This window comes from Sphingobium sp. KKT206 (assembly GCF_055640555.1).
Genome location: NZ_CM145764.1, coordinates 2,563,957 through 2,583,969 on the forward strand (window position 1 = coordinate 2,563,957; position 20,013 = coordinate 2,583,969).

Sequence of the window (20,013 nt, forward strand, 5' to 3'; positions counted from 1 at the left end):
TTACGGAAATGACAAAGTGTTGCAGCCGGGTTATGGGCTGGAACGTCGACTAGCGACGAGCCCGCCAGGGAGCGGGCCTGCCCATAATAAGATCGAAGACTATATGCAAATTCATCCGCTGATTACCGACAGCAAGACCCTGGCCGCATTTTGTGCCCGTATCGCAAAATCCCCCTACATCGCGGTCGATACCGAATTCATGCGTGAAAACAGCTATTGGCCCGAACTGTGCCTGGTGCAGGTCGCCGACCCGCATGAGGCAGCCGCGATCGACCCGATGGCACCGGGTATCGACCTCAAACCCCTGCTCGACCTGATGTGCGAGAACGAGGATGTGCTGAAGGTCTTTCACGCGGGCGGACAGGATATTGAGATCGTCCACAACCTGACCGGCAAGACCCCGCATCCGATGTTCGATACCCAGATCGCGGCGATGGCGCTCGGCCTTGGCGAACAAATTGGCTATGGCAATCTGGTCGAGGCGTGGATGGGCGTACAGCTCGACAAGGGCGCGCGCTTTACCGACTGGGCGCGCCGTCCCCTCGACAAGCGCCAGATCGACTATGCGATCGGCGATGTCACCTATCTCATCCAGATATTCCCCAAGATGCTGGAAGAATTGCGCAAGACCGGGCGTGGCGATTGGCTCGACCAGGAAATGGAGCGGATCAGCGACCCGTCTAATTATGAAAACCTGCCCGAAGACGCGTGGAAGCGCGTCCGCATCGCTAGCAAGAAGGCCGATGTGCTGGGCCGGTTGAAGGCGCTGGCCGCCTGGCGCGAGATCGAGGCGCAGGACAAGAATCTGCCGCGTGGCCGCATCGTCAAGGACGAGACGTTGGCCGACATTGCCAGCCACCCGCCCCGGACCCAGGAAGATCTGGGCAAGGTGCGTGGCCTGTCCGCCACCTGGCGCACCAATGACATTGGCGCACGGTTGATGAACGCGATCGCCAAGCACCAGCCGCTCGGCAAGGACGAGATGCCCGACCGCGAACCGCGCCGTCCGGGCCTGGGCAAGGATGGCGCGCTGGTCGCTGATCTGCTCAAGCTGCTGCTCAAGATCCGCTCGCGCGACATCAATGTCGCCTCCCGCCTGCTGGCGCGGTCCGATGATATCGAAGCGCTGGCGGCCGGCGTGCGCGATGGCCTGTCGATCCTGGAAGGCTGGCGCTACGAACAATTTGGCCGCGATGCGGTGGACTTGGTCGAAGGCCGGCTGGCTTTTGCGGTCAAGGGTGGGCGTTTGAAGATGACGCGGACGGAGTAATTCCCTACCTCCGTTCGCCCTGAGCCTGTCGAAGCCCCACACTTCCTCTTCAAAGAAAAGTGAGGCCCTTCGACAAGCTCAGGGCGAACGGATATTATGTGTTAGGAGAAAAACATCATGCACCGCATCATGTCGCTGACCGCCGCGCTAGTCCTGACCGCCTGCGCCACCACCACCCCGCCGGTCACGGCCGATGGCTCCTGCAACCACGACAGTCTCGCCCGCTTTACGGGCCAGAAGGCCAGCGCCGAAACCGGCACCGCCCTGCTTCAAGCGTCTGGTGCCAAGACTTTGCGCTGGGGCGGACCCGGCATGGCGATGACGATGGACTTCCGTCCGGATCGGCTGACGGTCAGTTATGACGACGCGATGCTGATCACCTCGGCGCGGTGCGGGTAAAGCGCCCGGTTCTTATTTCGACCCCGTCCCCGCTGTCTTGAGCACAGCACCGACAGCGGCAGCCGATTGTCGGAAGGCGGCAATCTCTGCGCCGTCCAGGTCGGGCGTCAGGACACGCTCGACACCCCCGGCACCCAATATGCAGGGCAGGCTTAGATAGAGGTTGTCGATACCGAACTGCCCCGTCAGATGCGCGGATACGGGCAAGATCACATGTTCATTGCGGACGATGGCTTCGCAAATCCGCACGATCGCGGTTCCGATTCCGAACGACGTATGGCCCTTGCCCTCGATGATCCGGTAGGCCGCCTGGCGAACCTGCTGGTTCAGGGATTCCGGTGCGATGGGCCCGGCATCCGCCGCAAATCGAGCGATCGGGGTGCCGCCGACCGTCGCGATCGACAACGCGGCAAAGGATGTGTCGCCATGCTCCCCCAGGATCATGGCGTCGATGGAGGCCGGGGCGATCGCCAACTGCCGGGCGAGGAGCGCGCGCAGGCGATTGGAATCCAGCAAGGTGCCCGTGCCGATCACGCGCGCATGGGGCAGCGCGCTTTCCTGCTGCGCAACCATCGTCATGACATCGACAGGGTTGGCCGCGACCAGGATGATGCCGTCGAAACCGGCCGCCATCAACTGGCCCACGCAACTGCGCACGATATCGGCGCTGCGCCCAGCAACCGACAGTCGGCTTTCGTCGCCCTTGGTCGCAGCCCCGGCCGTCAGGATGACGATCCGCGCCGATGCGGCATCCTGATAGTCGCCCGCCCGCACGATCGCGGGACGCGCCAGTCCGCCAGCGTCGGTAATGTCGGCCGCCTCCGCCGCCGCAAGCGCAGCATCATTGTCGATCAGGATGATTTCCCGAAACAAGGCGCGCAGCATCAGCGCATAGGCCGTGGTCGCGCCGACATGGCCAGCGCCGATGATCGCGACGCGCCCCTGATCCTCCCCCATGCATAATCCTGTTCGGTTAAGAGGGTGAATATCGGTGCCTACGCACCGTAGGCATCCTACAGGCTTAGCCCGCGTCCCGCCATGTTCCGGGCTCCACGCCCTCCAGTGTCCAGTCCCCGATCCGCCAGCGCACCAGGCGCAGCGTCGGATGCCCCACCGCCGCAGTCATGCGCCGCACCTGTCGATTCTTGCCCTCGCGGATGGTTAGGCTGATCCAGCAATCGGTGACGGTCTTGCGGAACCGTACCGGCGGATCGCGCGGCCACAGCGCCGGGTCGTCGATCCGCTCGACCTCGGCGGGCAAGGTCCGCCCGTCCTTGAGCGTCACCCCGCGCCGCAGCGTATCGAGCGCCGCTTCGTCCGGCTCACCCTCCACCTGCGCCAGATAGGTTTTGGGCATTTTGAAGCGCGGGTCGGCGATCCGTGCCTGCAACCGCCCGTCGTCGGTCAGCAGCAACAGCCCTTCGCTGTCGGTGTCCAGCCGCCCGGCGGGATAGACGCCCGGCACGTCGATAAAATCTTTGAGCGTCGGGCGCTCCGGGCCGTTCGGCTCCGGCGTGAACTGGCACAGGACGTTGAAGGGTTTGTTGAACAGGATCAGCGTCATCGTCGTCATTCCCCCTCGTCAAAGGCAACGCTGCCCTGATCGATCAGCGCCGCGATCAGCGCCAGCGCCGTGTCGGATCCGGCCAGCGCGGGATCGACCATCAGATCGCCCCGCCCGCACAAGGCGCGCGCCAGTAGCGCGCCATCGCCAACGCAATCGAAACTCTGCCCGTCCACGAACAGGGACACGGCGTCGTCCGCCTGCGCCATGAAGGCGAAGCGGCTCGCGGGATTGCGGCACAGCGGCACCTGCGCCGCGATCAGTGCGCGGGCCATGTTGACGTCAGCGGGTTCTTCGGGCTGCCAATCGGTGTCGGCATATTTGGGCTGGCTGCTATAGGCGCCGAACCAGCGGGCGAAGGTCGCCCGATCGCTCAGGGCTTCCAGCACCAGCCCGTGCAGCCGGTCGATCGCCGAGGCGGCGATTTCGCCGGGATGGTCCTGCCGCACCAGATCCGGGTCGGCATAGCGATCCTCGTCGGGCAAGGCATCGACCAGATGTTCGCTCCAATGTTCGACCAGTTCGGCGCGCGATGGTGCGCGAAAGCCGATCGAATAGGTCATGCAGTCATCGCCCACCGCGACGCCATCATGCGCGAAGCAGGGCGGGACATAGAGGATATCGCCCGGTTCCAGCACCCATTCGTCGGTCGCCTCGAAGTCGGCGATCAGGCGCAGGTCGTCATGCGGCAAGAGTGGCGTCGCGCTGTCGCAGCGCGGCCCGACCCGCCAGCGCCTGCGGCCCAGGCCCTGCACCAGAAACACGTCATATTGGTCGAAATGCGCGCCCACGCCGCCGCCATCGCTGGCATAGCTGACCATCACATCATCGATCCGCCAGTCGGGCACGAAGCGGAAGGGGTCGATCAGCGCCGCGACGTCGGGCACATGCTGGTCCACCGCCTGCACCAGCAAGGTCCAGCGGTCACGCCCCAGATCGCCGAAGCGGGTTTCGGGCAGTGGCCCGCTCTCCATCGCCAGCCGGTCGCCCGCGGCCATGACGAGGCGCGATTCGACGCCCTCCTCGCAGGCCAGGCCCGCCAGTTCGTCCGGCTCCAGCGGATTGCGCCACGCCGTCCACGGATTGCGGATCAGGGCCGGTGTCTTCTGCCAATGGGTGCGCAGGAAATGGTCGATATCGAAATGGGCAAATTGCATGATCCCGCCCTGCCGGTTGGGCGCTCGCCTGTCAAAGCGCGATCACAGTTCCAGCCCGATGAGCGTGCCGCTGCCGATCCGGTCGATATAGCGTTTGCCGTCAATTTCCAGCCAGTCGGGCGTCACTTCCAGCCGCCGTCCCTTGATCGTCGTGCGCAGATGCTCGACCGCGATCCGATTGCGGGTCACGATACGCAGCACGGCCAGACCGTCGCCCCGCGCAGCCATCATCGAATAGCGATCGCCGCGCAGCAGGAAGTGCCAACTGCCATCGGTCGGCAGCCATTCATTGCCGTCAATCACCTGCACCGGCTCGCCATCCGGCCCGCCCAGACGCACGCTGATCCGAGTCGCGCCATTGATCCGGCGGGGCGGGGCGAAGATCAGGATCGGTTCGCCCTCCAGCGTGATCGGGATCGGGGTATCGCGCAGCACCCGTGATCCGCCGACGATCAGGTGGGGCAATTCGGAGGAAAAAGGCAGCCGGTCGCGTGCGAAATGCCGCTGGCGCACCACGGGATTGGCGTGGAAACTATGGACCTGGGTCGGGGTCAGCCTCCCTTCCTCGACCAGGCCGTGGCAGGTCGGGCATAGCAAGGTGGCACCCGGCCCGTCGGGCAATCCCAGATAGCGATAGAGGGTGACGCCGCAGCGCACGCAGGCAAATCCGCACGCCTGACGGATGTCCGCGCGCTGCTCGGCGGTCAAATCCGGCAATGAAGGCATTACGCGCAGGCCTACCATGCAGAGCACCCTTTTATGAGCGCCGTGCCGCATGATGCGACCGGCGGTCCTTTCTGGCGTCCATCCTGCCTGCGGGGATGCTCTGATGCGGCTCCCTTGTGGTTGCTATCGTTGGAATATTTGCGCGCAAGTCAAGCGCGGCGTGCAATATGCCCTAGCGTTGCGGCAAAAGATCGAGGTTGCGCGCCGCCGCCAGCGCCCGGATACGGCCGGGGCGCGGCATGTTCTTGATCGCGATTTCCGCTACATCACCCGCACTGAACATCTCGACATGGCCGACGTCGAAGATGCGTTGGCCAAGGCTTTGGGTGATCCGCACGCTGCGGATGCTGCCCAGCGCCACTTCGGTCCGCTGCTTGGACAGCAGCCCGCGTTCGAGCAGCACTTCGCGCTCCGACAAGGCCAGCCGCTCGCCCTTGTGCATGACCCACCAGACAGCGATCACCAGGATGCCAACCACCGACAGCAGCAGTAGCGTGAACAGCAGCGGATGCGCCCGAAACATGGCGGGGTTTTCGTCATACAGCCAGGTGTCGCTCATGCCGCCTCCTGCGTGTGAACCGGCGCGGTTTGACCATGCCGTCCCCGCGGCGTCAAGCGCCGCGCAAGCGCTTTGGTTAACCAAATATTCGTCCGCATCCTGCTAGAAGATGTCGGAAGGTAGGAGCGGCCATGGCACGCAATCTGTACGATATCGAGGATCGCAACCCGGACAGGGACCGCCGCTGGCTGCATGAGAAGCAGGAGCGGCCCGCCCGGATCGTGCCGGTGCGACTGCTGCTCGTCGCTTTCGCCATCGCCGGGCTTGCCGTTTTTCTGCTCAAGGACGCTTTGCCGGGAGGCGGCAACAGCGCAGCAGGCAACACGCCCACCAGCATCAACGCATCCTTTACCGCCTGCGACGACCCGAACGGCGATGCCTGCGTGCTGACCGCCAACAGCTACGCCTATGAGGGCCGCCGCTATCGCCTGTCCGACATCCGCGTGCCCGCCGAAGATGGTGCCCGTTGCCCGGAAGAAGCGGAAAAAGCGCAGCGGGGCCGGATGGCCCTGCTCGCCCTGCTCAACGGCGGCCGATTCGACGCCAAGCCAGACCCCACCGACGCCGACCCTGCCGCGCGCAGGCTGACCCGCGACGAGGTGTCGCTTGGCGAGATCATGATCCTAAAGGGTCATGCCAGTCCCTGGTCCGCCGCGCCGATCGACTGGTGCGCGACCTGACGCTGACATAGAGGCGATATCCCCCTTCCCACTCGGTCCGTCGCAAAAGCGGCTGCACGAGTTGCAGGGTTTACAGGCTGTTAGCATCTGCCGGGTTACGCCTTCGGTTGTAGGAGGACGTTTGGTGCAGACAGGATGCCAGGGCTGCCGGTCGCAAGCCCATCAATTCGACATTGCAATGGCGTTCCAACCCATTGTCGACATCCAGACGGGACGGCCTTTCGCGTTCGAAGCACTGGTGCGCGGCCCCAATGGCGAAGGCGCAGGCGAGGTCATGGCGGAAGTCACGCCGGAAAATCGCTATGCGTTCGACCAGCAATGTCGCGTGGCGGCGATCGAGGGCGCTGTCGCGGCAGGCATTCTTGATACTGACGCGAAGCTGTCGATCAATTTCCTGCCCAATGCCGTCTATTCGCCCGTCGCCTGCATCCAGCTGACCTTGAAGACCGCGCAGAAGACCGGCTTTCCGACCGAACGGCTGATCTTCGAATTCACCGAAAATGAGGAGATGGTCGATTCCGACCATGTCGGGACCATCATCGATTCCTACCGCAAAATGGGGTTCGGCACCGCGATCGACGATTTCGGGGCGGGCCATGCGGGCCTGGGGCTGCTGGCCAAATTCCAGACCGATTATATCAAGCTCGACATGGACCTGATCCGCGGCCTCGACACCAGCCTGCCGCGCCGAATGATCGTGGAGGGCGTGCTGCGCATCGCCCAATCGCTGGGTATCATCGTCATTGCCGAAGGGATTGAGACGGTCGGCGAATATGAAGCGCTACGCGCAATGGGCGTTCGCTATATTCAGGGCTATCTGCTGGCCCGGCCCGGCTTCAAGAGCCTACCGAACGTGACGTTACCCGGCCGCGATCGCTACGCCGCCGTCGCCTGAACGGCGCGCCTGCACCGCCGCCAGCACATCGCCCGCCAACCGCGCATAGTCGGCGCAAGCCTGCTGCATCGCCGCTTCGCTGTCGGCCCGACGCAACCGGCCGAAACATAGGCGATTTTGCGCCGCGCGCAGGCCGCGCAGCACCATGCGCCCCTCGTCCTTCAGTCCCAATTGCGGCCCCGCCCGATGCCACGCCTCGGCTGCGCTGGAAAGGCGACTGCTCGGCCGCACGCCGGGATCATCCCCTGCCCCCGCCCCCAGCCGGTCGATCCGTCGCGCTTCGGCGATCAGGTCGGTCAGAAACAAGTCGAGTTCGCGCAGGCCATTGCCGATCATCTTGGCGGGCATGGCGCGGCGTCGGTCATCGGCCGCATCCGGGCAACGGCCGAGCGACATGCCATTGGCCAGGAACGCCGCCGCCCGCTCGATCCGTGCCACCTGCCCCGCGATCGGCACCATCTGCGCCAGCGACGCGGGACGGACAGGCGCGCCGCTCATCGCTTCTTCACGAACTCCGCGCGCAGCACCAGGCCCTTGATCCCGTCATGGCGGCAATCGATTTCCTGCGCGTCGCCGGTCAGGCGGATCGATTTGATCAGCGTGCCGCGCTTGAGCGTCTGCCCCGCGCCCTTGACCACCAGATCCTTGATCAGCGTCACCTGATCGCCATCGGCCAGCAAATTGCCCACCGCATCGCGGACTTCGACCGCATCGGCGGCATCGCCTGCCTCGGTCAATTGCGACGCAGGCACCCACTCGCCCGATGCCTCGTCGAACACATAATCTTCGTCGGACCCGCTCAATTTTCATCCCCCATGCGCAGCGCCGCGATGAAGGCTTCCTGCGGGATTTGGACGCTGCCATATTCGCGCATCCGCTTTTTGCCTTCCTTCTGCTTGTCGAGCAGCTTTTTCTTGCGGCTGATGTCGCCACCATAGCATTTGGCGGTGACGTCCTTACGCATCGCCGCGATGGTCTCGCGCGCAATCACCTTGCCGCCGATCGCCGCCTGGATCGGGATCTTGAACAAATGGCGGGGGATGAGGTCTTTGAGCCGTTCGCACATGCCGCGACCGCGCGATTCGGCGGTGCCGCGATGGACGATCATGCTGAGCGCATCGACGGGTTCGGCATTGACCATGATGCTCATCTTGACCAGATCGCCCGTCCGATAGCCGATCTGGTGATAGTCGAAACTGGCATAGCCACGGCTGATCGATTTCAAGCGATCGTAAAAGTCGAACACCACTTCGTTGAGCGGCAGTTCATAGGTCACCTGCGCGCGGCCGCCGACATAGGTCAGGTTCTTCTGAATGCCACGCCGGTCCTGGCAGAGTTTCAGGATCGAGCCGAGATATTCGTCGGGGCAATAGATGATCGCCTCGATCCACGGCTCCTCGATCTCGTCGATCTTGGTCGGGTCGGGCATGTCGGCGGGATTGTGCAGCTCGATCTCGCCCGCGCCATAGGTCAGCTGGATCTTGTACACCACCGACGGGGCGGTGGTGATGAGGTCGAGATCATATTCGCGCGTCAACCGCTCCTGAATGATCTCCAGATGGAGCAGCCCCAGGAAGCCGCAGCGGAAGCCGAAGCCGAGCGCCGCGCTGCTTTCCATTTCGAAGGAGAAGCTGGCGTCGTTGAGGCGCAACTTGCTGATCGAGTCGCGCAGCTTGTCGAAGTCGTTGGCATCGACGGGGAACAGGCCGCAGAATACCACCGGCTGGACTTCCTTGAAGCCCGGCAGCGGCTTGGTCGCGCCATTCTTGACCGTGGTGATGGTGTCGCCGACGCGGGTCTGCGCGATTTCCTTGATCTGCGCGGTGATGAAGCCGATCTCGCCCGCCGCCAGTTCGGGCAGTTGCTCGATCTTGGGGCGCATGCAGCCCACCCGGTCGATCAGATGTTCAGTGCCGCCGATCATGAATTTGATCGCCTGGCCCTTCTTGATCACGCCATTGACGACGCGGACGAGGATGACGACGCCGAGATAAGGGTCGTACCAGCTATCGACCAGCATCGCTTCGAGCGGGGCGTTGCGGTCGCCCTTGGGCGGGGGGATTTTCTTGACGATGGCTTCGAGGATTTCGTCGATGCCGATGCCCGACTTGGCGCTCGCCAACACCGCTTCGGACGCATCGAGGCCGATCACGTCCTCGATTTCCTTGCGCACCTTTTCGGGTTCGGCGGCGGGCAGGTCGATCTTGTTGAGGACCGGCACGATCTCATGATCATGCTCGATCGACTGATAGACATTCGCCAGCGTCTGCGCTTCCACGCCCTGCGCCGCGTCCACGACCAGCAACGCACCTTCGCATGCGGCCAGCGAGCGCGAGACTTCATAAGCGAAGTCGACATGCCCCGGCGTGTCCATCAGGTTCAGTTCATAAGTCTGGCCATCCTTGGCGACATAATCCAGGCGCACCGTCTGCGCCTTGATCGTGATACCGCGCTCCTTTTCGATATCCATATTATCAAGGACTTGCGCGCTCATCTCGCGGTCGGTCAGGCCGCCGGTGCGTTGGATGAGACGGTCGGCCAGGGTCGACTTGCCATGGTCGATATGGGCGATGATGGAAAAGTTACGGATATGCGAAAGCTCGGTCATCGCCGCCCGATAGCAGCGATTGCACGCGCTGTCAGTAGGATCACGAGGGGCGGCGTGATGGATGACAAAGAGTGTTACGCCTGCGTACCCATGCTTGGAAGGCCAAGGCGGCTGTGATAGGCTGGTCGCAAAATATCAGGGTCGCCTGCACAGTTTCAAAGCAAGCAACAAACGGGGTTCTGATAATGCGTCTATTGAAAATGCTGACCGCGGCGACGGCCTGCCTTGCCCTGGTCGTCCCGCAAGCCATGGCCAAGGACAAGGGGTCGTCCGGCCGCCAGGCCCAAACCAAGAAACAGATGGAAATTCCCCGCTGCACCAAGCGCATCGGCACGGCGGCGATCGTCGAGCCGGACAATCAGTGGTGGCGGGAATTGAGCCTGGGCAGCCCCGAAGCGATCATCAAATTGTTCGTGCAGCAATCGGGCTGTTTCGGCCTGGTCAATCGCGGCCGGTCGATGGCCAGCCGCAATCTGGAACGCGCCATGGCGGATTCCGGCGAGTTGCAGGCTGGGTCGAACCTGGGCCGGGGGCAGGTGAAGGCGGCGGATTATTTCATCCAGCCCGACATCGTTACCACCAACAAAAATAGCGGCGGCAACGCGCTGGGCGGCATGTTGGGCGGGATGCTGGGCGGCCGCATCGGCGGGGCCCTGCTGGGCGGCATTTCGGTCAAGAAGAGCGAGGCCAATGTCATGCTCTCCGTCGTCAACGCGCGCACGACAGAAGAAGAAGTGATGGCAGAGGGCTATTTCCGCAAGTCGGACCTGAGCTTCGGCGGCGGTGGCGGCCTGGGCTGGATGGGCGGCCTGGCGGCGGTCGGCGGTGGCGGTTATCAAAATACCGACATCGGCCAGGTCATCGTGCTCGCCTATCTGGACGCCTATACCAAGATGGTGACGCAGATGGGCGGCCTGCCGGAAAATGCCGCGGCCGCCGCGCCCGTCGCGCAGTAAGTCGAACGGGTTAGTCGAAGGGGCGGCGCTGGATGGGCCAGCGCCGCCTTTTTCATGCCGGTTGCACGGCGGCTGGCTGGAGCGCACGCCGCCGCTTCCACCAGGCCAATATCGCTTCTCCGGCTGGTCGCTCCACCACGCGGTTGATCAGCGTGCCGAGTGTCAATGCGACCGCGAAGGCGGCGAAGAAGCCGATCCAGGGGCTATAGCCTGCCTTGGCCAGTTCCAGCATGACGACGAAACCGACATGCTGGTGGATGAGGTAGAAGGAATAGCTGATCCCGCCGAGCCAGATGAGCGGGCGGATGCGCAATATATGCAGCCGCCCCGCGATCAGCGCCGCAAAGGACGCCAGCAGGAGGCAGGCGACGATGGTCACGTCCCATGTCTCCATCGTCGCGACCGACGCCAGCGCTAGCGCAGCATAGGGTGCCTGCTGCCGCCAACTGCGCCGTCCCGCCCAGACACGGTAGGACAGCATGCCGATGACGAAGAAGGGCAGATAGCGCAGCACCAGCAGCATGATGATCCGCTCCGGCATGTCGGGCCATAAGGCGTAGAGCCAGCGGACGCCCAGCCATAGCAGGAGCAGCGGCTCCAGATGCTTCAAACCCGCGAATTTCCACAGGCCGATCATGCAGGCGTAGAAGGCGATCTCCACCGTCAACGTCCAATAGGCGCCATCCACTTCGGGCAGGAAGGCAAAGCCCTGCAACATGGTGAAATTGGCGAGGATCGCGCCTGGCCCGATCAGAAGCTGCGTCGCATGGGCGAGATATTCGATCGACAGCGTCACCAGCATCGCCACCAGATAGGCGGGATAGAGCCGGGCGAAGCGATTGACCACGAAGTCGGCGACCGACCCGATCCGATCAAGCGTGAAGAAGATCGCAAAGCCCGAAATAGTGAAGAACAGCAGCACCCGATAATTGCCGCCGGGGAAACTGAACGGCACATGCGATGCCTGGGGGAAGAGTTCGTGGAAGCGCGTGGAATAATGGAAGATCAGCACGCACAGCGCGCCTATGCCACGCAGCGCATCCAGTTCCGTTAACCGTGCGCGTTTGGGGGATGATCCAGTCACAGCCCGCTATAGCAACATAGGAGACATAAATCTGGCAAGATCGTGGTTAATCGGCCCATGAAAGCCTGATTTTTATTGCTGGTCTTTTGCTGCATCGCGTTGCGTTAAGGCAAATATGCTTAACGGCCATGGGTGGATGGTACACCACACCCTCGTCATCGACACCATGAAGCCAAAAGGGGCAGGCATGGCCACCGCCATACCCGCCCCTGTCGGTCATTTTTTTCCGTAGCGCGCTATATCAGGCGGCGTCGCCGTCCAGAATCGCCGCGATGGCGCTGGTCACATCATCCATGTCGGCCATGCCGTCGACGCGCGACACGATCGCGCGCGCTTCATAGATGGGCAGGATGGGTGCGGTCTTCGCGCGATATTCGGCCATGCGGGTGCGCACCGTTTCCTCATTGTCGTCGGGACGGCGCTTGAACTCGTGGCTCTGGCACTTGTCGCATTCGCCCTCGACCTTGGGCAGCTTGAAGACATCATGATAGCCAGCGCCGCAATTGGCACAGGTGAAGCGACCGGTGATCCGTTCGACCAGCGCATCCTCATTGACGTCGAGTTCGATCACATGATCGAGTGAGCGACCGCGTCCATCGAGCAGGACATCGAGCGAATGGGCCTGCGCCTCAGTGCGCGGATAGCCGTCGAAAATAACGCCGGTATCAGCGGCAAGCGCATCCAGTGCTTCGCCGATGATGCCGGATACGACATCGTCGGGCACGAGCGCACCCGCTTCCATCAGCGCCTTGGCCTGCAGCCCGACGGGCGTGCCTGCCTTGACGGCCGCGCGCAGCATGTCGCCCGTGGACAGTTGCACCATGCCGCGGTCCTCGACCAGGCGACTGGCCTGCGTCCCCTTGCCGGCCCCCGGAGGGCCAAGCAGAATGATGTTCATCGCGCGCATTCTCCCCTATTGTGCGCCCAGCGTCCGGGCCGCGTTTAGCGCAGGCGGCCCTTGAGCTTCGCCTTCTTGATCAGATCGCCATATTGATGGGCGAGCAGGTGGCTCTGAATCTGGGTCACGGTATCGACCGTAACATTGACCACGATCAACAAGCTAGTCCCACCAAGGTAGAAGGGAATTCCCGCCCTGGCGATGGCAAATTCCGGCACCAGACAGATGAACGCCAGATAAGCGGCGCCGATCACGGTGATGCGCGTCAGCACATAATCCAGATAATGTTCGGTATTCTTGCCCGGACGGATGCCGGGAATGAAGCCGCCATTGCGCTTGAGATTGTCGGCCGTCTCTTCCGGGTTGAACACCACAGCGGTGTAGAAGAAGCAGAAGAAGACGATGCCCAGGCCATAAAGCCCCATATAGACCGGGCTGCCGTGCGAGAGATATTGGTTGAGCGTCAGGACGAAATCGCCCCACCGGCTTTCGCCCGCGACCGTCTGGCCCGCAAACTGCGAGATGGTCAGCGGCATCAGCAGCAGCGACGAGGCGAAGATCGGCGGAATGACGCCTGCGGTGTTGACCTTGAGCGGCAGATGGCTGCGGTCCGCCTGCATCAATCCCTGACGGGTCTGACGCTTGGGATATTGGATCAGCACCCGGCGCTGCGCCCGCTCCATGAAACAGATCAGCAGGATGAGGCCGATCGCCATGACCATCACGAGGAAGATGAGCAGGCCCGAAATCGTGCCTTCGCTGCCGGACTTGAACAGGTTGCTCAACGTCACCGGCAACTGCGCAACGATGCCCGCCATGATGATGAGCGACACGCCATTGCCGATGCCGCGCGAGGTGATCTGTTCGCCGAGCCACATTAGGAACATGGTGCCGCCGATCAGCGACACGACCGCCGACACGCGAAACACCATGCCGGGATCGACCACGGCCGCACCCTGCGTCTCATAGCCGACGGCGGCGAAATAGCCCTGCACCGCAGCCAGGAACACCGTGCCGTAGCGGGTATATTGGTTGAGTCGCTTGCGGCCGCTTTCGCCTTCCTTCTTGATCGCCGCCAGCTTTGGCGAGAGCGAGGAGGCAAGCTGCACCACGATCGACGCGGTGATGTAGGGCATGATGCCGAGCGCGATAAGGCTCGCACGCTCCAGCGCACCGCCCGAAAAGGTGTTGAAGATGTCGAGGACGCCGCCGCGCGTATTCTGCACCGCGCCGGCCAAAGCCGTCGGATCGATGCCGGGCATGGGCACGAAGCTGAGGAATCGGAACACGATCAATGCGCCGAGCGTAAACCACAAGCGCTTCTTGAGGTCGGTGGCCTTGCTGAATTTCGCGAGGCTCAGATTGGATGCGAGCTGGTCGGCTCTCGATGCCATGGTGGCTGCCCTTCAAATCACTCTTGCCGAGGCATCAAGCCCCGGTGCGGAATCGCTCATCCCTTAGCGGGACGGGTTCAACGTGTCGAACGGGGAGTTGCCATACCAAGTGGCAAAGACAGTCCCCCGATACGCATGACCCCGCCAACCCATATCGGGCAGCGGGGCCGTGCTTGCAAGTCTGAGACTGCGGCTTACGCCTTCCGGGCAGCCTTGGCAGCGGCCAGCGCCGTGCCCTTCTTGGCCTTCGCCTTGTCGGCGGCCGCGACGACTTCGATCACTTCGACCTTGCCACCGGCCTTTTCGACGGCTTCCAGCGCACCCTTCGACGCGCCGGAAACCAAGAAGCTGACCTTCGCGGTCAGTTCGCCCTTGGCGAGCAGACGGACGCCATCCTTGCCACCACGGGCAAGCGCAGCGGCCTTGAGCGCGGCATGGTCGATGGTCGCGTTGGCGTCCAGCTTGCCGGCGTCGATCGCCTTCTGCACCGCGCCCAGGTTCACGATCGCGAAATCGCTGGCGAAGATGTTGTTGAAGCCGCGCTTAGGGATGCGCATGTGGAGCGGCATCTGGCCGCCTTCGAAGCCGTTGATGGCAACGCCCGAACGCGCCTTGGCACCCTTCTGGCCGCGGCCAGCGGTCTTGCCCTTGCCCGAACCGATGCCGCGTCCGACGCGCATACGGCCCTTGCGGGCGCCATCATTATCACGGATGTCATTGAGCTTCATATCGTGCACTCGCTTTCGCTTTGTTCGCGCTGTCCCCAGTGGGAACCTAAAGAGGCCAGGCCGATAGCCCGACCGTCAAAAAAACGAAAGAGGGGTTTCCCCCTCTCCCGCATCATTTCATCGGATCGAAGGGCTTAGCCCTCGACCACTTGCACCATATGGGGCAGCTTCTTGATGGCACCGCGGACTTCCGCCGTGTCTTCCAGTTCCACCACGCGATGCATCTTGCCAAGGCCCAGACCGATCAGAATCTTCTTCTGGTCGGCGGGGCGACGGATCGGCGAACCGATCTGCTTGATCTTGATTGTTGCCATGTCGCTTACTCCACAATCGCTTCGGCGTCAGCCTGCGCGACCTCGACCGAGGCTCCACCGCGATGCAGAAGGTCGGCGACCTTCTTGCCGCGACGCTGCGCCACCGACTTGGGGCTCGTCTGTTCGCTCAGCGCCGCGAAGGTCGCCCGGATCATGTTATAAGGGTTCGACGTGCCGTTCGACTTGGTCACGACGTCTGCGACGCCGAGGCTTTCGAACACGGCGCGCATCGGACCACCGGCGATGATACCGGTACCGGCAGGCGCCGAACGCAGCGTCACCTTGCCCGCACCGAAATGGCCAAGGCCATCATGATGCAGCGTGCGGCCTTCCTTCAGCGGAACGCGAACCATTGCCTTCTTGGCAGCGGCAGTCGCCTTGCTGATGGCTTCAGGCACTTCGCGCGCCTTGCCATGGCCGAAACCGGCCCGGCCCTTGCCGTCGCCGACAACGACCAGCGCCGCAAAGCCGAAGCGCTTGCCGCCCTTGACGGTCTTGCTGACGCGGTTGATGTGGACCAGCTTCTCGATCAGTTCTTCGCCCTGATCTTCGTCACGGTTACCGCCGCGACGATCGTCACGACGACCACGGCCACCGCCGCGATCGCTGCGGTTGCGGTCGCTGCCGCCGCGATTGCCACGACCACGGCCGGGACCACGATTTTCGGTGACTTCCTGAGGCGTCGCTTCAGGAGCCAGGACGGCTGCGGGCTGATTGCCTTCGCCGGTGGTGTTTTCGTCAGCCATGATCAGAACTCCAGCCCGCCCTCACGGGCGGCATCGGCCAGCGCTTTCACGCGGCCATGGAACAGGAAGCCACCACGGTCGAACACGACGCGGGTGACACCGGCAGCGGTCGCCGCAGCGGCGACGCGCTTGCCGACATCGGCAGCGGCTTGCGAGGTAGCGCCGGTCTTGCCGCGCACGTCCTTGTCCAGGGTCGATGCCGCAGCGACGGTCGTACCGGCAGCGTCATCGATGATCTGGGCGTAGATGTGACGACCCGAACGGTGAATGCTCAGGCGCGGGCGGGTGCCCGAAACAGCCTTGAGAGCGGTGCGAACACGGCGACGACGCCGCGCGAAGAGGGAAAGCTTTGCCATCTTACTTCTTCTTCCCTTCCTTGCGGAAGATGAACTCGCCGGCATATTTGATGCCCTTGCCCTTATAAGGCTCAGGCTTGCGCCAGCGACGGATTTCGGCGGCAACCTGGCCGACCTGCTGCTTGTCCATGCCGCTGATCTCGACCGTGGTGTTATCCGGGGTCTTGATCTCGATCCCGTCGGGGATCGCAAAATCGACGTCATGGCTGTAGCCAAGCTGCAGCTTCAGGTTCTTGCCCTGCGAGTTCGCGCGGTAGCCAACGCCGGTGATGAGCAGCTTCTTGGTGAAGCCTTCCGTCACACCGGTGACCAGGTTCTGGATCAGCGTGCGCTGCATGCCCCAGAATGCCCGTGCGGCCTTGGTCTTGTTGGCTGGCTGAACGAGAATGCCTTCGCCTTCCAGCGTATAGCTGATCTCGTCGCGCAGCGGCATGGCCAGGGTGCCCTTGGGCCCCTTGACCGAGAGCTGCCCGCCCTCGATGGTCGCCGTCACCCCATTGGGGATCGCGACCGGCTTTTTACCGATGCGGCTCATTAGAACACCTCCGCCAGCACTTCGCCGCCGACATTCTGGTCGCGCGCTTCCGCGTCGGACAGAACACCCTTAGGCGTCGAGACGATCGTGATACCAAGACCGTTGCGGATCACCGGCAGTTCTTTCGAACCCGAATAGACGCGGCGGCCAGGCTTGGACACGCGGGCGACATGCTTGATAGCAGGCTGCCCTTCGAAATATTTCAGCTCGATGCGCAGGCCAGGGTGCTTGCCGAGATCTTCCTCGGAATAGCCGCGAATATAGCCTTCGCGCTGGAGCACGTCGAGGACGCGGGCGCGCAGCTTGGACGCTGGGGACATAACGCTGTCCTTCTTCGCCTGCTGCCCGTTGCGGATGCGGGTGAGCATATCACCCAGGGGATCGGTCAATGCCATGAGATGATATCCTTACCAGCTCGACTTGGTGACGCCGGGGATCAGGCCCTTATTGGCCAGATCGCGCAGCTGAATACGGCAGAGCCGGAATTTGCGGTAATAAGCGCGCGGGCGCCCCGTCAGTTCGCAGCGGTTACGCACGCGGGTCGGGTTGCCGTTGCGGGGAATTTCCGCCATCTTCAGACGAGCGATCAGACGATCGCTGTCATCGGCCGCGTTGTCATTCGCGATCGCCTTGAGCTTTGCATAACGGCCGGCATATTTCTTAACCAGCTTCTTGCGACGCTCATTCTTGTTGATCGAACTCAGTTTCGCCATGACTTAAGTTCTCTTCCTTAGCTTTAGCGTTGGGAGAGAAGCGGGACCTTGTTCAGGCCGCCTGCTTCTCTTCGAGCGGGAAGGGGAAGCCGAAGAGGCGCAGCAATTCGCGCGCTTCATCGTCCGTCTTCGCCGTGGTGGTCACGATGATGTCCATGCCGCGCACCTTGTCGACACGGTCATAGCTGATCTCTGGGAAGATGATCTGCTCCTTGATACCGAAGGCATAATTGCCACGGCCATCGAAGCTCTTCGGATTGAGACCACGAAAATCGCGGACGCGGGGCAGGGCCACGTTGATCATGCGGTCCAGGAATTCATACATGCGCTCGCGGCGCAGCGTGACCTTGGCACCGATGGGCATGCCTTCACGCAGCTTGAACTGCGCGATCGACTTCTTCGCCTTGGTGATGACCGGCTTCTGGCCAGCGATCAGTTCCATTTCCTCGGCGGCCTGCGTGACCTTCTTCTTGTCCTGGGTCGCTTCGCCCACGCCCATGTTGAGCGTGATCTTGTCGATCTTGGGGACTTCCATGACGTTCTTGTAACCGAATTTCTCGGTCATCGCCTTGGCGATCTCGGCGTCATACAGCGCTTTGGAGCGCGGGATGTACTTATCGGCCATTACAGCACCTCACCGGACTTGACGGCGACACGGACCTTCTTGCCGTCGCGATCCTCGAAACGAACGCGGGTCGGCTTGCCATCCTTGTCGGCGACCGCCACGTTCGAAATGTGGAGCGGCGCGGGCTTGCGCTCGATGCCACCCTGCGGGTTCGACTGGTCGGGCTTGCGATGCTTCGCATGCACGTTGATGCCTTCGACAAGAACCTTGTCGGCCTTGGGCATCACTTGCAGGACAGCGCCGGTACGGCCCTTGTCCTTGCCAGCCAGGACGACGATCTTGTCGCCCTTCTTGATCTTGGCAGCGCTCATTACAGCACCTCAGGAGCGAGCGAGATGATCTTCATGTGCTTCTTGGCGCGCAGTTCGCGAACGACCGGGCCAAAGATACGGGTGCCGATCGGCTCCTCGTTCTTGTTGATAAGTACAGCGGCGTTGCCGTCGAAGCGAATCACGCTGCCATCAGCGCGACGCACGTCCTTGGCGGTACGCACGATGACGGCACGATGCACGTCACCCTTCTTCACCTTGCCGCGAGGCGCTGCTTCCTTGATCGAGACGACGATGATGTCGCCTACGCTCGCGAAGCGACGCTTCGAGCCGCCCAGCACCTTGATGCACTGGACGCGCTTGGCGCCGCTGTTGTCAGCGACGTCAAGATTGGATTGCATCTGGATCATGGATCCGGTTCCTTCTTATTTGGCCTACCGGGACGCTCCAGAAAGGTCTGGCCCAGCGGTTCCGAATTTCGTGCCAAGACTCTGTCGGGTCCTACGCGAAGCGCGGGCCTGTAACCCCTTCTGATCGAAAAGGCCAGCCCCGCGTCGCAATAAGACCCAAATAATCAGTGAGCCTACCCTAAAAGTCCGGGTTTCCGCCTTTAAGCGGCAACCTCCGGCGACTTGTGGGTGTCCACGCGCTCGATGACCTTCCAGGTCTTGAGCTTGGAAATCGGGGCGGTTTCCTCGATGCGGACCGTCTCGCCTTCCTTGTAGACATTGCCCTCGTCATGGGCGTGATATTTCTTCGAACGGCGGATGATCTTGCCGTAGAGCGCATGCTTAACCTTGCGCTCTACACGAACCACCACCGTCTTGTCGGTCTTGTCGGAAACCACCGTTCCCGTCAGCACGCGCTTGGGCATCGTGTGTTTCCTTTACTTCGCGGTCGCAGCCGAGCTGTTACGCTCGGTCTGCAAAGTTTTGATCTGCGCGATCGACCGGCGAACTTCCTTGACGCGGCTGGGCTTTTCCAGCTGGTTGGTGGCCGCCTGGAAACGCAGATTGAACTGCTCGCGCTTCAGGTTGTTGAGTTCGGTCGACAGTTCGTCGTCCGTCTTGGTCTTAAGGTCAGCAACATTCGCCATGGCTTAACCCTCCAGGTGCGAGGTGTCGCCGAGGCGGGCAACGACCTTGGTCTTGATGGGCAGCTTCATCGCGGCGCGCGAGAAGGCCTCTGCTGCGAGCGGACCGGGTACGCCGTCCAGTTCGAACAGGATGCGACCCGGCTTGACGCGGGCGGCCCAATATTCGACCGAACCCTTGCCCTTGCCCTGACGGACTTCGGCCGGCTTCTTCGACACAGGCACGTCGGGGAACACGCGGATCCACAAACGACCCTGACGACGGATGTGACGCGTGATCGCGCGGCGAGCCGCTTCGATCTGGCGCGCGGTGATCCGCTCAGGCTCCATGGCCTTGAGACCATAGGAACCGAAGTTCAGAGCGGAACCGCCCTTGGCATCGCCCTTGATCCGGCCCTTGAAGGTCTTGCGGAACTTCATTTTCTTCGGTTGCAGCATGACGCT

At 62.6% G+C, this 20,013-nt stretch carries 29 protein-coding genes; 5 read left to right on the forward strand and 24 right to left on the reverse strand.

What is annotated here, in order from left to right; all coding sequences use genetic code 11:
- Window positions 1-103: 103 nt before the first annotated feature.
- Window positions 104-1,270 carry a ribonuclease D gene (rnd, locus tag ACZ2HM_RS12345; protein WP_313923075.1) on the forward strand — a complete coding sequence of 389 codons (1,167 nt, stop codon included), beginning with the start codon at window positions 104-106 and terminating at the stop codon, window positions 1,268-1,270.
- A 117-nt stretch (window positions 1,271-1,387) separates the two neighbouring features.
- A complete protein-coding gene (locus ACZ2HM_RS12350; RefSeq protein ID WP_037472359.1) occupies window positions 1,388-1,669 on the forward strand; it encodes an I78 family peptidase inhibitor in 282 nt (93 codons plus the stop codon).
- A gap of 12 nt (window positions 1,670-1,681) precedes the next feature.
- On the opposite strand, the gene ACZ2HM_RS12355 is transcribed toward ACZ2HM_RS12350, so the two are convergent.
- The 5 genes from ACZ2HM_RS12355 to ACZ2HM_RS12375 all read right to left on the reverse strand — a co-directional run bounded on the left by ACZ2HM_RS12355 (window position 1,682) and on the right by ACZ2HM_RS12375 (window position 5,675).
- Window positions 1,682-2,626, reverse strand: a complete 945-nt coding sequence (locus ACZ2HM_RS12355) for an L-lactate dehydrogenase (RefSeq protein ID WP_037472361.1) — start codon at window positions 2,624-2,626, stop codon at window positions 1,682-1,684.
- 64 nt (window positions 2,627-2,690) lie between these two features.
- Window positions 2,691-3,233, reverse strand: a complete 543-nt coding sequence (locus ACZ2HM_RS12360) for a pseudouridine synthase (protein ID WP_037472549.1) — start codon at window positions 3,231-3,233, stop codon at window positions 2,691-2,693.
- Window positions 3,234-3,238: 5 nt separating this feature from the next.
- The gene (locus ACZ2HM_RS12365; protein ID WP_037472363.1) at window positions 3,239-4,390 is read right to left on the reverse strand and encodes a cupin domain-containing protein; all 1,152 of its coding nucleotides are present in this window, start codon (window positions 4,388-4,390) and stop codon (window positions 3,239-3,241) included.
- A gap of 42 nt (window positions 4,391-4,432) precedes the next feature.
- A complete protein-coding gene (locus ACZ2HM_RS12370; RefSeq protein WP_171899289.1) occupies window positions 4,433-5,116 on the reverse strand; it encodes a hypothetical protein in 684 nt (227 codons plus the stop codon).
- A 172-nt stretch (window positions 5,117-5,288) separates the two neighbouring features.
- On the reverse strand, window positions 5,289-5,675 hold the full coding sequence (locus ACZ2HM_RS12375; RefSeq protein ID WP_037472367.1) for a PH domain-containing protein: 387 nt from the start codon (window positions 5,673-5,675) through the stop codon (window positions 5,289-5,291).
- Window positions 5,676-5,806: 131 nt separating this feature from the next.
- Here ACZ2HM_RS12375 and ACZ2HM_RS12380 point away from each other — a divergent pair, with 131 nt between their 5' ends.
- Together ACZ2HM_RS12380 and ACZ2HM_RS12385 are read left to right on the forward strand one after the other, a co-directional pair.
- Entirely contained in the window at window positions 5,807-6,355 is a 549-nt protein-coding gene (locus tag ACZ2HM_RS12380; protein WP_037472370.1) for a hypothetical protein, read from the forward strand.
- A gap of 124 nt (window positions 6,356-6,479) precedes the next feature.
- Entirely contained in the window at window positions 6,480-7,250 is a 771-nt protein-coding gene (locus ACZ2HM_RS12385) for an EAL domain-containing protein (RefSeq protein ID WP_076605446.1), read from the forward strand.
- Here ACZ2HM_RS12385 and ACZ2HM_RS12390 read toward each other — a convergent pair.
- From ACZ2HM_RS12390 to lepA, 3 genes are read right to left on the reverse strand one after another with little or no spacing between them, the layout of a single operon-like run.
- Window positions 7,215-7,748, reverse strand: coding sequence for a hypothetical protein (locus ACZ2HM_RS12390; protein WP_237748745.1), 534 nt, complete (start codon window positions 7,746-7,748; stop codon window positions 7,215-7,217). The genes ACZ2HM_RS12385 and ACZ2HM_RS12390 overlap by 36 nt on opposite strands.
- Window positions 7,745-8,053, reverse strand: a complete 309-nt coding sequence (locus tag ACZ2HM_RS12395) for an alkylphosphonate utilization protein (RefSeq protein ID WP_037472374.1) — start codon at window positions 8,051-8,053, stop codon at window positions 7,745-7,747. The genes ACZ2HM_RS12390 and ACZ2HM_RS12395 overlap by 4 nt, the downstream gene beginning before the upstream one ends.
- Window positions 8,050-9,858, reverse strand: a complete 1,809-nt coding sequence (gene lepA / locus ACZ2HM_RS12400; RefSeq protein ID WP_069065531.1) for a translation elongation factor 4 — start codon at window positions 9,856-9,858, stop codon at window positions 8,050-8,052. Before lepA ends, ACZ2HM_RS12395 begins: the two co-directional genes overlap by 4 nt.
- A gap of 185 nt (window positions 9,859-10,043) precedes the next feature.
- Between lepA and ACZ2HM_RS12405 the strand changes: the two genes are divergently transcribed.
- Complete coding sequence (locus ACZ2HM_RS12405; protein WP_069065532.1) at window positions 10,044-10,814, forward strand: CsgG/HfaB family protein; 771 nt, start codon at window positions 10,044-10,046, stop codon at window positions 10,812-10,814.
- A 52-nt stretch (window positions 10,815-10,866) separates the two neighbouring features.
- Here the strand turns inward: ACZ2HM_RS12405 and ACZ2HM_RS12410 are convergent, their stop codons facing one another.
- The 16 genes from ACZ2HM_RS12410 to rplP all read right to left on the reverse strand — a co-directional run bounded on the left by ACZ2HM_RS12410 (window position 10,867) and on the right by rplP (window position 20,007).
- On the reverse strand, window positions 10,867-11,898 hold the full coding sequence (locus ACZ2HM_RS12410; protein ID WP_470425352.1) for an acyltransferase family protein: 1,032 nt from the start codon (window positions 11,896-11,898) through the stop codon (window positions 10,867-10,869).
- Window positions 11,899-12,139: 241 nt separating this feature from the next.
- Window positions 12,140-12,796 carry an adenylate kinase gene (locus tag ACZ2HM_RS12415; RefSeq protein ID WP_037472553.1) on the reverse strand — a complete coding sequence of 219 codons (657 nt, stop codon included), beginning with the start codon at window positions 12,794-12,796 and terminating at the stop codon, window positions 12,140-12,142.
- 44 nt (window positions 12,797-12,840) lie between these two features.
- A complete protein-coding gene (gene secY, locus ACZ2HM_RS12420) occupies window positions 12,841-14,190 on the reverse strand; it encodes a preprotein translocase subunit SecY (protein WP_037472381.1) in 1,350 nt (449 codons plus the stop codon).
- Window positions 14,191-14,384: 194 nt separating this feature from the next.
- Entirely contained in the window at window positions 14,385-14,918 is a 534-nt protein-coding gene (gene rplO, locus ACZ2HM_RS12425) for a 50S ribosomal protein L15 (RefSeq protein WP_037472382.1), read from the reverse strand.
- 134 nt (window positions 14,919-15,052) lie between these two features.
- On the reverse strand, window positions 15,053-15,232 hold the full coding sequence (rpmD, locus tag ACZ2HM_RS12430) for a 50S ribosomal protein L30 (RefSeq protein WP_037472383.1): 180 nt from the start codon (window positions 15,230-15,232) through the stop codon (window positions 15,053-15,055).
- A gap of 5 nt (window positions 15,233-15,237) precedes the next feature.
- Entirely contained in the window at window positions 15,238-15,978 is a 741-nt protein-coding gene (rpsE, locus tag ACZ2HM_RS12435; RefSeq protein WP_470425353.1) for a 30S ribosomal protein S5, read from the reverse strand.
- 2 nt (window positions 15,979-15,980) lie between these two features.
- Window positions 15,981-16,334, reverse strand: coding sequence for a 50S ribosomal protein L18 (gene rplR / locus ACZ2HM_RS12440; RefSeq protein ID WP_037472385.1), 354 nt, complete (start codon window positions 16,332-16,334; stop codon window positions 15,981-15,983).
- 1 nt (window position 16,335) lies between these two features.
- Window positions 16,336-16,869: a 50S ribosomal protein L6 gene (rplF, locus tag ACZ2HM_RS12445; protein ID WP_037472386.1), complete on the reverse strand. Its 534-nt coding sequence runs from the start codon at window positions 16,867-16,869 to the stop codon at window positions 16,336-16,338.
- Complete coding sequence (gene rpsH, locus ACZ2HM_RS12450) at window positions 16,869-17,264, reverse strand: 30S ribosomal protein S8 (RefSeq protein ID WP_037472387.1); 396 nt, start codon at window positions 17,262-17,264, stop codon at window positions 16,869-16,871. Before rpsH ends, rplF begins: the two co-directional genes overlap by 1 nt.
- Before the next feature lie 12 nt (window positions 17,265-17,276).
- Entirely contained in the window at window positions 17,277-17,582 is a 306-nt protein-coding gene (gene rpsN / locus ACZ2HM_RS12455; protein ID WP_037472388.1) for a 30S ribosomal protein S14, read from the reverse strand.
- Window positions 17,583-17,634: 52 nt separating this feature from the next.
- Window positions 17,635-18,207: a 50S ribosomal protein L5 gene (rplE, locus tag ACZ2HM_RS12460; protein ID WP_037472389.1), complete on the reverse strand. Its 573-nt coding sequence runs from the start codon at window positions 18,205-18,207 to the stop codon at window positions 17,635-17,637.
- Window positions 18,207-18,518: a 50S ribosomal protein L24 gene (gene rplX / locus ACZ2HM_RS12465; protein WP_069065534.1), complete on the reverse strand. Its 312-nt coding sequence runs from the start codon at window positions 18,516-18,518 to the stop codon at window positions 18,207-18,209. The genes rplE and rplX overlap by 1 nt, the downstream gene beginning before the upstream one ends.
- Window positions 18,518-18,886, reverse strand: a complete 369-nt coding sequence (rplN, locus tag ACZ2HM_RS12470) for a 50S ribosomal protein L14 (protein ID WP_007686569.1) — start codon at window positions 18,884-18,886, stop codon at window positions 18,518-18,520. Before rplN ends, rplX begins: the two co-directional genes overlap by 1 nt.
- Before the next feature lie 200 nt (window positions 18,887-19,086).
- Window positions 19,087-19,350, reverse strand: coding sequence for a 30S ribosomal protein S17 (rpsQ, locus tag ACZ2HM_RS12475; protein ID WP_037472391.1), 264 nt, complete (start codon window positions 19,348-19,350; stop codon window positions 19,087-19,089).
- Window positions 19,351-19,362: 12 nt separating this feature from the next.
- Entirely contained in the window at window positions 19,363-19,572 is a 210-nt protein-coding gene (rpmC, locus tag ACZ2HM_RS12480) for a 50S ribosomal protein L29 (protein WP_037472392.1), read from the reverse strand.
- Window positions 19,573-19,575: 3 nt separating this feature from the next.
- On the reverse strand, window positions 19,576-20,007 hold the full coding sequence (rplP, locus tag ACZ2HM_RS12485; RefSeq protein WP_037472393.1) for a 50S ribosomal protein L16: 432 nt from the start codon (window positions 20,005-20,007) through the stop codon (window positions 19,576-19,578).
- Window positions 20,008-20,013: the final 6 nt, after the last annotated feature.